The sequence below is a fragment of the Simplicispira hankyongi genome (assembly GCF_003570885.1).
Classification (GTDB): Bacteria; Pseudomonadota; Gammaproteobacteria; order Burkholderiales; family Burkholderiaceae_C; genus Simplicispira; species Simplicispira hankyongi.
Map to the genome: position 1 here is coordinate 946,871 of NZ_QXJC01000001.1, position 13,786 is coordinate 960,656.

Sequence of the window (13,786 nt, forward strand, 5' to 3'; positions counted from 1 at the left end):
CCGTCACGAGCGCGAAGCTTTTGATTGCGCGGCGGCAATGATGCTGAGGAAATCAGACGCCTTCAGCGAAGCGCCCCCCACCAAGCCACCGTCGATATCCTGCTCGGCCAGCAATTGCGCGGCGTTGGCGGCGTTCATGCTTCCGCCGTACAACAAGAGCATCGCCTCTGCGTGCGCCGTGGCTGCCGCCAGTTGAGAGCGCAGCGCCGCATGCACTTCCTGCGCCTGGGCCGGTGAGGCCGTCTTTCCGGTACCAATGGCCCAGACCGGCTCGTACGCCACAACCACTTCGCTAATACAGCGGCCGTTGGCGTGGATGACCGCCGCCAGTTGGCGCCGGACGACCGCTTCGGTCTGGCCAGCTTCGCGCTCGGCCAGCGTTTCGCCCACACACACGATGGGGGTGATGCCAGCAGCCAGCGCACGCTGCGCCTTTGCTGCCACTGTGGCGTCGCTTTCACCATGAAACTGGCGCCGCTCAGAATGTCCGACCAGCACATAGCGCACGCCAAAGTCCCGCAGCATCGCAGCGGAAACTTCCCCGGTAAATGCCCCGGCCTCGTGTTGCGACACGTCTTGTGCGGCCAAGTCAATGCGGCTACCCGCACATAGCGACTGAATCTGTGCGAGATAGGGAGCAGGCACGGCCAGCGCCACGCCACAGGCGGTCCCCTCTGCCATGCCTGCGCGCAGCGCCTGGACCAGCGATGCGTTCGCCGCCAAGGAGCCGTTCATCTTCCAGTTGCCAACAATGAGCTTCTTTTTCATGGATTCCATGTCAGAACAATCTTTCCCACATGTTGGTTCGATTCCATCAGCGCATGGGCCTGTGCGGCTTGCGCCGCAGGAAACACGCTGTGCACCACCGGTGCCACCTTGCCCGCTGCCAGCAATGGCCAGACCTGGCTTTGCAGCGCCTGCGCGATTGCCGCCTTGAAGGACGTGGGCCGCGCGCGCAAGGTTGAGCCGGTGACCGTCAGGCGCCGCCGCAGCACCAGGCCGGCATCAAAACTGGCAGCGGTTCCGCCTTGCACGGCGATGATGACGAGTCGGCCATCTTCGGCCAGGCACTCGACCTCACGCGCCACATAGCTGCCGGCCACCATGTCGAGCACCACGTCGGCACCGCGCCCGTCCGTCAAGCGCAGCACTTCGGCGGTGAAATCCTGGTTGCGGTAGTTGATGGCGTGGTGCGCACCGAGCTTGAGGCAGGCCGCACATTTTTCTTCCGAGCCGGCCGTCACGATCACCGTGGCACCAAGCGCGCGCGCCAATTGAATGGCCGCAACGCCAATGCCACTGCTCCCACCCTGCACCAGCAAGGTTTCACCCGCCTTGAGTTGGCCACGGTCAAAAACGTTGCTCCAGACCGTGAAGTAGGTTTCGGGCAGTGAGGCGGCCTCGACATCGGTCAAGGCGCCTGGCACCGGCAAGCATTGGCCGACAGGCACTGCGCACAGTTCCGCGTAACCCCCACCCGCCACCAAGGCGCACACACGCTGGCCAATTCGAAGACCGGCGCGCGCCAAGGCAGCTTCGTCACCCGACTCGATGGCGCCAGCCACTTCCAGGCCCGGAATGTCAGACGCCCCAGGCGGCGGCGCATAGTAGCCCTTGCGCTGCAAAACGTCCGGTCGGTTCACGCCGCTGGCGGCCACACGCACCAGCACCTCACCCGCGCCGGCTACAGGCGCCGGGCGCTCGGCCAGACGCAGAACGTCCGGGCCGCCGTACGAGGCAATTTCAATGGCTTGCATCAGCTAAGGCTCTAAATTTCAAGCGATTTAGGCCACTAGCGCTTATGGCATAAGCGTTAGCAGCTCTTAAATCAATAGCATTCAAGCATCTTGGCCTACAGCACCGCCCGAGGGCACGCCCTGCTGTTGCGGCTCCGCATCACGTGCGGGCTGCTCGAAACGCTCACGGCGCTCGCCCCGGTCGTGACGCTCACCCCGATCCTGGCGATCGCCGCGCTCTGCCGGCGCCTGGCGCTCGCCACCGCCGTTGCCGCGCTCCGCCAGCGCCTTCATCGACAGCTTGACACGGCCCTTTTCGTCCGTCTCCAGCACCTTGACGCGGACGATCTGGCCCTCTTGCAGGTAATCGCTCACACGCTCGACACGCTCATGGGCGATCTGGCTGATGTGCAGCAGCCCATCCTTGCCGGGCAGCAGGTTAACGAGCGCGCCAAAGTCGAGAATCTTGGTGACTGGGCCTTCGTAGATCTTGCCGATTTCGACTTCCGCCGTGATCTGCTCGATGCGGCGCTTGGCCTCTTCGGCGCGTTCGCTGTCGGTCGACGCAATGGTGATGACACCGCTCTCGTCGATATTGATCTGGCAGCCCGTTTCTTCGGTCAGCGCGCGAATCACCGAACCGCCCTTGCCGATCACGTCGCGAATCTTCTCGGGGTTGATCTTCATGGTGTAGAGCTTGGGCGCGAAGCTGCTCACCTCGGTCTTGGCTTCGCCCATGGCCTTTTGCATCTCGCCCAGGATGTGCATGCGCGCTTCCTTGGCCTGCGCCAATGCGACCTGCATGATTTCCTTGGTGATCCCCTGGATCTTGATGTCCATCTGCAGCGCGGTAATGCCGGCTGTGGTGCCCGCCACCTTGAAGTCCATGTCACCCAGGTGATCTTCGTCACCCAGAATGTCGGTCAGCACCGCAAAGCGGTTGTCTTCCTTGATCAGGCCCATGGCAATGCCGGCCACATGCGCCTTCATGGGCACGCCAGCGTCCATCAGCGACAGACAGCCGCCGCAGACCGACGCCATCGACGACGAGCCGTTGGATTCGGTGATTTCCGACACCACGCGCATGGTGTAGGGGAACTCTTCCTTGCTCGGCAGCACCGCGACCAGCGCGCGCTTGGCCAGGCGCCCGTGGCCGATTTCGCGGCGCTTGGTGGAGCCCATGCGGCCCACTTCGCCGGTGGCAAAGGGAGGCATGTTGTAGTGGAACAGGAAACGGTCTTCGTACTCGCCCATCAGCGCGTCGATGCGCTGTGCGTCGCGCTCGGTGCCCAGGGTGGACACCACCAGCGCCTGCGTCTCGCCACGCGTGAACAGCGCCGAGCCGTGGGTGCGGGGCAGCACGCTGGTGCTGATTTCGATGGGGCGCACGGTGCGCGTGTCGCGCCCGTCGATGCGCGGCTCACCCGCCAGAATCTGGCTGCGCACGATCTTGGCTTCGATGTCGAACAGCATGCCCTCGACCTTGACCGCGTCGAATTCAACGCCGGCCTCTTTCAGATCGGCCTTGACCACGGCGTAGGCTTCGCGGCACGCATGGGTGCGGGCCTGCTTGTTGCGAATCTGGTAAGCGGCGCGCAGCTTGTCTTCGGCCAGTGCACCGACCTTGGCGATCAGCGCCTCGTCCTTGGCGGGAGCCGCCCAATCCCACAGCGGCTTGCCGGCATCGCGCACCAGTTCGTGGATGGCGTTGATGGCGATCTTGCCCTGCTCATGGCCAAACACCACGGCGCCCAGCATCACGTCTTCAGGCAACTGCTGCGCTTCGGATTCGACCATCAGCACCGCCGCTTCCGTGCCGGCAACGATCAGGTCCATCTGGCTGCTCTTGCGCGCCGTCTGGCCGGGGTTGAGCACGTATTCGCCGTTGATGTAGCCGACGCGCGCTGCACCAATCGGGCCGTTGAACGGAATGCCGGAGATAGCCAGCGCTGCACTCGATGCAATCAATGCCGCGATATCGGCATCCACCTCGGGGTTCAGCGACACCGTGTGGATCACCACATGCACTTCGTTGTAGAAGCCTTCGGGGAACAGCGGGCGAATCGGGCGGTCGATCAGGCGGCTTGTCAACGTTTCGTGCTCGCTGGGCTTGGCTTCGCGCTTGAAGAAGCTGCCGGGGATCTTGCCTGCGGCGTAGGTCTTCTCGATGTAGTCGACCGTGAGCGGGAAGAAGTCCTGCCCCGGCTTGGCCGACTTGGAGGCCACCACGGTGGCCAGCACCACGGTGTCGTCGATGTTCACCAGCACCGCGCCAGACGCCTGGCGGGCCACTTGGCCGGTTTCCATGACGACGGTCTTGTCGCCCCATTGAAACGTCTTGCTGACTTTGTTGAAAATGCTCATGTTTGCTCCTGTTTGTATAGCTGACAGCGTACCACCAGCAAGCGCTAGAGCCCTTTTAGAACACGATGCCATTCCAGTGAAACCGCACGCGGAACTTCAGTGGAATGACACAGCTTCGATCTGCAAGGACCGCCAGCAAAGTAAAAAACGCCTGAGCTAGCGTGCTAACCCAGGCGTTTTTGCATGGCCCAGCGCTTACTTGCGCAGGCCCAGTTTTGCGATCAGCGCCACATAGCGCTCGCCGTCCTTGGCCTTGAGGTAGTCAAGCAGCTTGCGGCGGCGGCTCACCATGCGCAGCAGGCCACGGCGACCATGGTGGTCCTTGGCGTGCTGTTTGAAGTGAGGCATCAGTTCATTGATGCGGGCCGTCAGCAGTGCCACTTGCACTTCTGGGCTACCGGTATCGTTGGCGGCGCGGGCATTGGCCTTGACGACCTCGGCCTTGATGGAGGATGCGATCATTGGGGAATTTCCTGAAATATGGCCGGCAATAGCTCGAACGGATCGCGCGAACGCAGAGCGGCACTGGTTTTACTTGCGCGGGCAGCTGGAAGGGTTGCCCGCGTGCGTCTTGCACCATGCAAAACCGTCCAATTGTACACGGCAGGGCACTCTACGGGAATGCTCGCATACCCAAGGCACAGGGCGAACGGCAGCATCGCAGCTTCCGCGCCCGAGTTTTCGCCGCAATCAAACCCATGCTTGAACCGAAGGAGCCCCATGCCAAGTCCATCCCAATCTCTGCGAGTCTCCGCCTCTTCAGCACGCATTGCCTCCCTTGCCACCACCGCCTTGCTCCTGTGCACTCTCGCCATGCCCCAGGACGTTCAGGCCAAAAAGCACAAAGGGCACAAAGCCACCGCCAGCCATGCCGCCTCCGGCAAGGGCAGCAAGGCCAACTCCCGCCCCAGCTCCTCCGAGGAAAGCCGCGCCGAACGTGAGCGCCGCCTGCTGCGTGAATGCCATGGCATGCCAGACGCCGGAGCGTGCCGGGGTTTCACGCGCGGGTAAGCGCGGTCAAGTTAAGTAAAGCCGTTCGTCGCTACCGTGGCACCACTGGTCGGGTCAGCGGCGCTCTTATCGCCCCATTTGTCTAGGATGTTTCCATGGCAGCTTTCACATCCATTCCTGCACCTGCAAGGCCCATGCGCAGGCATCTGAGCCATGGGTTCACCGCTATCGAATTGATGGTGGTTGTGGCTATCGTAGCCATCTTGGCAGCATTGGCCGGACCCAGTTTTCGTGACCTGATTGACGGCTGGCGCGTGCGCAGCGCAGCCGAAGAGATCACCAGCACTATTTATTACGCGCGCTCAGAGGCCATCAAGCGCGGGGGCCGCGTCTCGGTGCGCAAGAACTGTGGAACCGGCACCAACCAGGAATGGCAATGCGGCTGGATTGTGTTTACCGACGCCAATTCAAATGGCGTCGTCAACGCTGCCGCCCCAGACTTGGATACAGTCCTGCAAACATTCCCCGCCCAGACAGGGGTAAACGTCAACAACCTCGGCAACACCGCCTTCTTTACCATGGACCGCTGGGGCCAAATCAATGCTTTGGGTGCCGCCAGCTTTTCCATTACGCCCGAGCCACTTGGCGTTTCCTCGCGCCATGCCTCTGCCCTGTGCGTCACATCGGGTGGCCGCATTAGAACCACCAAGGGGACAGTTTCATGCTGAAAAGCAAATCTGAATCAGGCTTCATACTCATTGAGTCCATGGTCGCCATTGTGGTGGTGGCACTTGGGATTCTTGGAATACTGGGCGTACAGATGCGAACCCTGGCGGATACGCAAACAGGGGTTCGCCGCGCACAAGCCATTCGCCTCATTGAGGACTTGAGCGAACGCTTGAAGGTGAATCCCAACGCCTTGGGAAATATTGCCAGTTATGAGATTGGCGCAGGAACTCCACCGGCCCCTCCCGATTGCAAAACCGTTGCCTGCAATGCGCAAAATCTGGCTTTGGCAGACGTTCGGCAGTGGAAGCAGAACGTTCAGGCGTCGCTACCCCTGGCGGACGCGGTCGTATTTGAAGTAGCCGACGAAACCCTTGCCAACAACCACCGGCAATTGGGCGTATTAATCAGTTGGCGGGAAAACGAACGTGCAGACGGCACTGCTGCTGAGAATGCGGCGTACAAAGGTGTGTTTACTCCAGATGCCACCGGAGTCGCTGGTGCCACCTGCCCCGCCAACCGGATATGCCATTTGCAATATATCCAGTTAACTGCACGGTGCACACCTTATCTTTTGGGCGGCGTGGCGGCTCCCACAGTATTTTGCCCGTTGTAATGCATTCTGGTAACTTTTGCGGACCCAGACACATGACTACCCTTCTGCATAGTAGCCCCCCAATGTGCACAAGGCCGCTCCAGCGCGGCGTGACCCTTATTGAGTTGATGATCGGCATCGCCATTGGCCTGATGACCATCGTGGTGGCCATGGGCGCTATGATGGTGTCGCGGGGCGTATCAGGCACGATAACCGATGCGAGCCAGTTGCAGCAGCAGGCTTCGTACGTGTTTCGCGTCATGGGCCAGCAAATCCGACAATCAGGCTCCATGCGTCTGAATCTTGCGGCCAACAAGGCCGCTACCGATCCTGTGGAAGTGGACGACGTGGTTGCTTTTTCACCCAATACGGAAATATATTCTGCATTCCCAGATATCCCACCGACTATCCCGTCTGTGGCAGGGAAGGATGCACCTAGTGCCGGAGAATACAAACTTTCCTTGGCATATCAGAACTATCAGGAACAGAGTTTTCCGAGTGGGACCAATATCTCGTTTTTCCGAGACTGCCTGGGCGACCAACCTTCTGCCACCATCATTCAAAGTCAGTTTGTTCTGGACAATGGCGAACTCCGCTGTGCAGGGTCGGACAACGTACCACAATCCCTCATCAGAAATGTGGCGGATTTTCAGGTTCGCTATCTTGTGCAGAGCCGAGCGGCTGCAATCAGTGGATTGCCCACCATTCAGTATGTGGACGCCGCAAACGTCCCACCTATTGCAGCCGGGGGCTCTCCGGACTGGTCCAGCGTCTTTGGGGTTGAAGTCTGTCTTGTTTTGTATGGCGATGAGCCCATAGACATGCCGGCTGGAAGCACCTACATCGGTTGTGACGGCACGGCAGTCAATATGAGCAGCACCGGTGCTCTTGCCGCTGCTCGCAAGAATCGCCTACACATGACCTTCCGATCCGTGTACCAATTGCGCAGCCAGGGTCTGGCCGGCTGAGCACACCTAAGAGTTTATCCATGCGCAGCACCCCTCCTCGACGATCATTGCGATACCAGCACGGCATATCACTTTTCGTTGTAATTGTTCTTGTCATGCTGTCCATGCTGCTTGCCCTTTGGGGTGCACGGACATCACTTTTCAATGAAATGGTTGTGGGCAACGACTCCGATTACCAGCGCGCTTTTGAGGCTGCCCAGGCGCTTATTCAGGACGCCGAATTCGATATTCGCGGCGAGCGCCCGGATGGTTTGGCCTGTGACCGCGCTATCCCGAATGTCACTGCAGACACATGCCGGCCCGCACCCTCCGCACCGGTCTGGTTTCCGACGGAAGACAAGGAACTTGGCGATCTCATCAGCACACTGGGCACCAAGGCCAGCACTCAGTTCTGCTTCAAAGGTCTTTGCCTCAAGCGAACCGGCAACCAAGATTTCTGGAACGACAAAACAACCCTGAATGCCATGTTGCCCGAAGGCGCCCGCTACGGCCAATATACTGGCGCTGAAACGGGTGGCACTGGCACCACTGCCAGCAACCCTATCCTCAAAAACGTCACCGCAGGTCAGGGCGGCTGGTACTGGATCGAGGTGATGCCGTACGACCCGAATGCCGGAAATTCCGGCCTAATCACCAACGGCTCCACCAACCTGCCACTCAACCTGAAGCCCAGTATCGCCTATCGGATCACCGCGATAGCCCTTGGCATAAAACCCAGCACCCAAGTAGTTTTGCAATCTACTTTCGTACGTCAAAAAGTCAAGAACTGATCGGAGAAACCCATGAAAGAGCTTTTCGATTTCAAGAAAACCCTTTTGAGTGCTCTGGTCGCAAGCATCTGCGCACCTCAAATGGCCTATGCCGATCCCCTGGATTTTTCTAAATTACCGCCTGGGCTGGTTTCTATTCCGCCCGCACCGGATGTCGTTTTAACGGTAGATGATTCAGGAAGTATGGATGAGTCCGTTGGTGGCGGAGATACGCATTCCAAGATATACCGGTTGCGCGAAGCTTTGAGCACTGTTTTCAATGACAAGATCTTGCTGCCAGACGGTAAGATCCGGCTTGCATGGGAAGCCATGTGGAACAATGGAAATTCACCCGGCGCTGGATCACTTACTCCAGGTGCAATCAACTCCATGAAGGTTCTTGACGCCACCCATCGAATCAATTTTCTCTCTTTTGCTTCGAGCCTGAAAGCCAATAATGGCACGCCATCCCACAAGATGATGAAGCAGACGTACGATTACATGAAGACCGGCAAGAGCATCAACAGCCCTTGGGCCTACACGCCTGGCGTAAAAGAAACCCCTTATCTCGGGTGCCGCCGCGCTTACCATATTTTTCTGACGGATGGTGGATGGAACGGATATACCGCCAGTGTGCTACCTGGAAATGTGGATAACCAAAATATCACGCTGCCAGATGGGGCTGTCTATGACACATCGTCCAGCCAGACCAATGTGTACCGTGGAAAATCCAACAACCTATCAAATTTATTGGCCGATTGGGCCATGAAAATGTGGTCCGAGGATTTGCAGCCGAGTATCTCCAATGACATCAAGGAGAGCACGACCGACGGGGTTCCCAGCACAGAAACCGTTGGATCTGTATCGCTCCAAAGGTACTGGAACCCTAAGCATGATCCAGCATCTTGGCAACACCTGGTTCAATACACTATCGGCTTTGGGGCAGATGCTTATACATGGCCAAGCGAGCCCAAATGGTCATCCGTTGATGACGACAATTACGGTGCTGGGGGAGACTATTCCAAGCTCGTCAATGGGACGTCCAACTGGGCTCCAACCACCTTCGGAAATCTTAATTCCAATAATCCGGCAGAACTTTGGCATATAGCCATCAACAGCCGTGGCAAGTTTTATCCTACTGGGCCAGGGCGTAAGTATGATTTGACCACCGCTTTTCAAAAAATCGTTGAAGACATCAATCTGCAAAATACTGCAGACGTCGCCAGCATGGCTGGCAGTTCGAGTACGAACATCCGCACGGACTTGAATGTGTATACCGCCGGATACGACCCCAAGCGATGGTCTGGGTATGTGAAATCCAACACTATCGACACAACAGGGAGTGTTGCGCCCAATACGGATTGGGGTACTACTGGCGGAGGCGCACCCAATACGACGGCCACGCTGCTGGATGCACGCAGTAGCCCGCGTGTAATTCTCACCACCAACGACGAAGTTCCTAACAAAGGCGTTTCATTTGAATGGGACACCGGCACCACCAAATTAAGTGCCGCGCAAAAGACCCTGCTTGACGCCGATGGTCTTGGACAAGACCGCGTGAATTTTCTGCGTGGTGACCGTACCAAGGAAGGCGGCACTACCGGCCTGCCTTTCCGGGTGCGCGATTCTCGCCAGGGCGACATTGTCAATTCGAAAATCTGGTATGTAGGTGCGCCTCCCAGCAACTATTCGTTCGCCGGCTACAAGTCTTTCTCTTCTGCCCAAAGAAATCGCCTGCCCATGATTTACGTGGGCGGCAATGACGGCATGTTGCACGGTTTTTCCGCAAAAAATGGACAAGAACAACTTGCCTACGTCCCGAAGGCAGTCATTCCAGACCTGCCCAAGCTGAGCGACCCCAGCTATACCCACCACTACTTCGTTGATGGTTCCCCGTTTACCGGAGACTTGGATGTGGCGGCGAGCGGCAATCCTCCAGACTGGCGCACCTTCCTGGTGGGCTCACTGGGAGCGGGCGGAAAGGGTTATTTCGTTCTGGATGTCACGCAACCTGGCAGCAAGGATGGCAGCGTGGCGTCCACCTTTACCACAACCAACGCCAGCAACCTGGTGGTGCAGGACAGAACCCTCAATCCGAGCCAGACATTGGTTTCGCCGAGCGACGACGAGGACATCGGACATATTTTTGCCGCCCCTGTGGTGGACGACACCAATCCGTTCAAGGCAAGCCAGATCGCAAAGCTGAACGATGGCCGCTGGGCGGTAGTGATGGGCAATGGGTACAACAGCAAGAATGAACGGCCCGTGTTGCTGATTCAGTACCTTGATGACGTCAACAAAGTCAATGGTGTCAGGGAGCTCAAGCGCATCGTCGCCACGGGCACTCAGACACTAAGCAGCCCTGTCAACACCACCACTGACACGAATGTGCTCGCCAATGGGCTTTCTGCGCCAAGGCTGGTGGATATTGACAGCGACGGGCGGGTGGATGTCGCTTACGCTGGCGACCTCAAGGGAAACCTGTGGAAATTTGATCTCACCAGCACTTCTGCCTCAAATTGGGGCGTTGCGGTCTGGGGCACAGCAAGCACCACTCCCTGCACCACAGCTGTATGCACACCTCTCTTTACTGCCAGTTATCTCGGCAAGCGCCAACCCATCACGGCCCCCCCTACGGTCAAAGCGAACGACCGGGGTGCCGGAGGAATGATGGTGGCGTTCGGCACCGGTGTTAACCTTACCGACAACGACCGCAGCAGTGCGGACGTGCAAACGGTTTACTCCGTGCTCGACAACACCAAATACCGGTTGGATTCTGGCCATGTTGTCGTCAACACCAATACCTCCCCCAAGACTGCAGCCAATCCCGATGGTGGCGGTGCCATACCAAGCGCAGTCACAGCATCAGCCCTGGTGCAACAGGACATGACCGGCGGGCCTATTGCCGGCGCGGGCAAGAGCGCCGCACGCACCTTCTGGCAAATGACCCAACACGACGTCAATTACGCCGACACCACCAAGCCTTTGAACAAGGGCTGGTACTTCAACTTCCAGGTAACGGGCGAGAGGGTATTGGCACCCATGAGTTTCTTCGATGCCAGCAACAATCTGATGGTGTTTTCCACTACTCCAGCGTATGGCGGCAATGGCACTTCAGATGAATCCTGCGAACCTGCAGGCACGCCAGAAAAAGACTACCTGACTCTCATGAACATCATGGACGGCAAGAAACCCAGCGTCCAGGTGATGGATACCAATGGGGACGGCCTTTACAACAGCGATGCAAGCAAGGATCAGGGCGCATCACGCATGACCTTGCCGCCTGGCGCCATCAACATCGTCACTGGCAAAGATAAAATCACGATTACCGGTGGTGACGGCAAGCCCGACGAATTGGCCCGCATGCCCGAGCAACCGATGCGTCCGAGCTGGCGCCAACTGCAATGAAACCGGGCTTTACCATGTCCACCGACTCAAGGTTCTCCGTACGACGCGCGCAGCGAGGTTTCACGCTGATTGAGGTCATGATCGTGGTGGCCGTCATTGGCATTCTCACGGCCATTGCGGTGCCCAGCTACAACGAATACATCCGGCGCGGACACCGGGCCGATGCGCGTGCCGGCTTGCTGCAGGCTCAGCAGTGGCTGGAGCGTGCCGCCACAGCCACAGGAACCTACCCCACTACCCTGCCGAGCAATATGACCTGGACCACAGATGCCAGCAAGCGCTACACCATTGCGCTCAATCCGGCGACTACGAGTTCTTTCACGCTCACGGCTACGCCCAAGGCGGGAACACCTCAAGTCGGCGACAAATGCGGCAATTTCACCCTCACCAACACGGGAGTGCGGGACGCATCACCCTTAACCATGGGGGCCACTGTAGACGAGTGCTGGCGCAAGTAATCCTCGCGCTACTATCGGGGGCGCCATGACAACCACCGCGCCCCTCATGAACCAAGCGCTTGGGCTCGCCGCCCAGGCGCTTTTTCTTTCCAGCCCCAATCCGCGTGTCGGCTGTGTGATTGCGACGCCCGGCGGCCAAGTGATCGGCCAGGGCTTCACCCAGCAAGCGGGCGGCCCGCATGCCGAGGTCATGGCGCTGCGCGACGCGGCGGCCGCCGGCACGGACGTACGCGGTGCCACCGCGTACGTCACCCTCGAACCCTGCGCCCACCAGGGCCGCACGGGGCCTTGTTGTGATGCACTGATTACCGCGGGGATCGCCAAGGTCGTCGCCTCGCTGGAAGACCCGAACCCCCTGGTCGCCGGCCAGGGCTTTGCTCGCCTGCGCGCTGCGGGGGTGGAGGTAGAGGTGGGGCCTGGCGCCGCCGAATCGCGTGAACTCAACCTCGGTTTTTTCAGCCGCATGCTGCGTGGCACGCCCTGGGTGCGCATGAAGGTGGCGGCGTCGCTCGATGGCACCACTGCGCTGGCCAACGGCGCCAGCCAGTGGATTACCTCCCGCGAGGCGCGCAGCGACGGCCACGCCTGGCGGGCGCGCGCCTGCGCGGTGCTGACCGGCATTGGCACGGTGCTGGCCGACAACCCGCGCCTGGACGTGCGCGAGGTCGCAACACAGCGCCAGCCGCAGCTGGTGGTGCTCGACAGCCGTTTGCAAACGCCTCCAGACGCTCATCTATTTGTAGCTTACCGCGCATGCACCATATGCGCTGGGGGCCTTTTTGATTCGAACTTTCCAGCCCGCTGTGCCGCGCTGGAGGCGCGTGGCGCCACGGTGCTGCATCTGCCGGGGCAGGATGGCAAGGTGGACCTGCCCACCATGCTGCGCGCGCTGGCGCAGCGCGGCACCAACGAGCTGCATGTGGAGGCGGGGCATCGCCTCAATGGCGCCCTGCTGCAGGCGGGCCTGGTGGATGAGCTGCTGCTGTACCTCGCGCCCAAGCTGCTCGGACCAGGGCGCGGCATGGCCGAGATGGCGCCGCTTGCGGCCTTGAGCGAGGGCATAGAGCTGGAATGGCGCGACCTTCAGCGCGTGGGGCCGGACTTGCGCGTGCTCGCCCGCATGTCGGGGCACGACCAGTTCTGAGGTTTCCTGATGCGCAGGGCCCACGTTCCCCTGCGACAATCGGCCCCATGTTCACCGGAATCATCACCCATGTGGGCCGTATCGCCCAAATCGAGGCGCTGGGCGCCACCAGCGCCCACGGCAAGCGCCTGACGCTGGAATGCTCTCCCGCCTTTCTTGAAGACGTGGCCTTGGGCGACAGCATTGCGCTCAACGGCGCCTGCATGACCGTCACTCGCCTGGAGGCAGGCGCAGGCCGTTTCACCATCGACATTTCGGCCGAATCGCTCGGCAAGACGGCGGGCCTGGCGGAGCCTGGCGCCGTCAACCTGGAAAAAGCCTTGCGCGCCAACGACCGCCTGGGCGGGCATTTGGTGTCTGGCCATGTCGATGCGGTAGGCACAGTAAGCCACTTTGCACCGGTGGGCGAGAGCTGGGAGCTGCGGGTGCTGGCGCCACGCGAACTGGCGCGCTACCTGGCCTACAAGGGCTCGATCACGGTCAACGGCGTCAGCCTCACCGTGAACCGCATCAGCGACCTGGAGCAGGGCTGCGAAGCCAGCATCAACCTGATTCCGCACACGGTGGAAAACACCGCGCTGGGGCGGCTGGTGGCGGGCTCGCCGGTGAACCTGGAAGTCGATCTGATCGCTCGCTACGTAGCGCGGATGATGGATGCCCCTGCGCCTGCGCGCGACCAATAGCGGC

Annotated in this window: 13 protein-coding genes; 9 read left to right on the forward strand and 4 right to left on the reverse strand. The window is 59.9% G+C overall.

The features are described 5' to 3' along the window. Positions 1-3: 3 nt before the first annotated feature. From tpiA to rpsO, 4 genes are all read right to left on the reverse strand, one after another. Positions 4-768, reverse strand: a complete 765-nt coding sequence (gene tpiA / locus D3F03_RS04270; protein ID WP_119108074.1) for a triose-phosphate isomerase — start codon at positions 766-768, stop codon at positions 4-6. Further along, on the reverse strand, positions 765-1,757 hold the full coding sequence (locus D3F03_RS04275; protein WP_119108075.1) for an NAD(P)H-quinone oxidoreductase: 993 nt from the start codon (positions 1,755-1,757) through the stop codon (positions 765-767). The genes tpiA and D3F03_RS04275 overlap by 4 nt, the downstream gene beginning before the upstream one ends. An 81-nt stretch (positions 1,758-1,838) precedes the next feature. Further along, a complete protein-coding gene (gene pnp, locus D3F03_RS04280) occupies positions 1,839-4,100 on the reverse strand; it encodes a polyribonucleotide nucleotidyltransferase (protein ID WP_119108076.1) in 2,262 nt (753 codons plus the stop codon). A 195-nt stretch (positions 4,101-4,295) separates the two neighbouring features. Next, positions 4,296-4,562: a 30S ribosomal protein S15 gene (gene rpsO / locus D3F03_RS04285; RefSeq protein ID WP_119108077.1), complete on the reverse strand. Its 267-nt coding sequence runs from the start codon at positions 4,560-4,562 to the stop codon at positions 4,296-4,298. A gap of 258 nt (positions 4,563-4,820) precedes the next feature. Between rpsO and D3F03_RS04295 the strand changes: the two genes are divergently transcribed. The 9 genes from D3F03_RS04295 (at position 4,821) to D3F03_RS04335 (ending at position 13,782) form a co-directional block, all read left to right on the forward strand. Then, positions 4,821-5,111: a hypothetical protein gene (locus tag D3F03_RS04295; RefSeq protein ID WP_158606129.1), complete on the forward strand. Its 291-nt coding sequence runs from the start codon at positions 4,821-4,823 to the stop codon at positions 5,109-5,111. 95 nt (positions 5,112-5,206) lie between these two features. Beyond that, complete coding sequence (locus D3F03_RS04300; protein ID WP_119108080.1) at positions 5,207-5,779, forward strand: GspH/FimT family pseudopilin; 573 nt, start codon at positions 5,207-5,209, stop codon at positions 5,777-5,779. Then, positions 5,773-6,393, forward strand: a complete 621-nt coding sequence (gene pilV, locus D3F03_RS04305; RefSeq protein ID WP_119108081.1) for a type IV pilus modification protein PilV — start codon at positions 5,773-5,775, stop codon at positions 6,391-6,393. The genes D3F03_RS04300 and pilV overlap by 7 nt, the downstream gene beginning before the upstream one ends. Before the next feature lie 32 nt (positions 6,394-6,425). After that, on the forward strand, positions 6,426-7,340 hold the full coding sequence (locus D3F03_RS04310; RefSeq protein WP_245960488.1) for a PilW family protein: 915 nt from the start codon (positions 6,426-6,428) through the stop codon (positions 7,338-7,340). Positions 7,341-7,360: 20 nt separating this feature from the next. Beyond that, positions 7,361-8,110 carry a pilus assembly PilX family protein gene (locus D3F03_RS04315; RefSeq protein ID WP_119108083.1) on the forward strand — a complete coding sequence of 250 codons (750 nt, stop codon included), beginning with the start codon at positions 7,361-7,363 and terminating at the stop codon, positions 8,108-8,110. A gap of 12 nt (positions 8,111-8,122) precedes the next feature. Further along, a complete protein-coding gene (locus D3F03_RS04320; RefSeq protein WP_119108084.1) occupies positions 8,123-11,497 on the forward strand; it encodes a pilus assembly protein in 3,375 nt (1,124 codons plus the stop codon). A 14-nt stretch (positions 11,498-11,511) separates the two neighbouring features. Further along, positions 11,512-11,955: a type IV pilin protein gene (locus D3F03_RS04325; RefSeq protein ID WP_119108085.1), complete on the forward strand. Its 444-nt coding sequence runs from the start codon at positions 11,512-11,514 to the stop codon at positions 11,953-11,955. A gap of 25 nt (positions 11,956-11,980) precedes the next feature. Continuing rightward, complete coding sequence (ribD, locus tag D3F03_RS04330; RefSeq protein WP_119108086.1) at positions 11,981-13,099, forward strand: bifunctional diaminohydroxyphosphoribosylaminopyrimidine deaminase/5-amino-6-(5-phosphoribosylamino)uracil reductase RibD; 1,119 nt, start codon at positions 11,981-11,983, stop codon at positions 13,097-13,099. 47 nt (positions 13,100-13,146) lie between these two features. Further along, the gene (locus D3F03_RS04335) at positions 13,147-13,782 is read left to right on the forward strand and encodes a riboflavin synthase (RefSeq protein WP_119108087.1); all 636 of its coding nucleotides are present in this window, start codon (positions 13,147-13,149) and stop codon (positions 13,780-13,782) included. Positions 13,783-13,786: the final 4 nt, after the last annotated feature.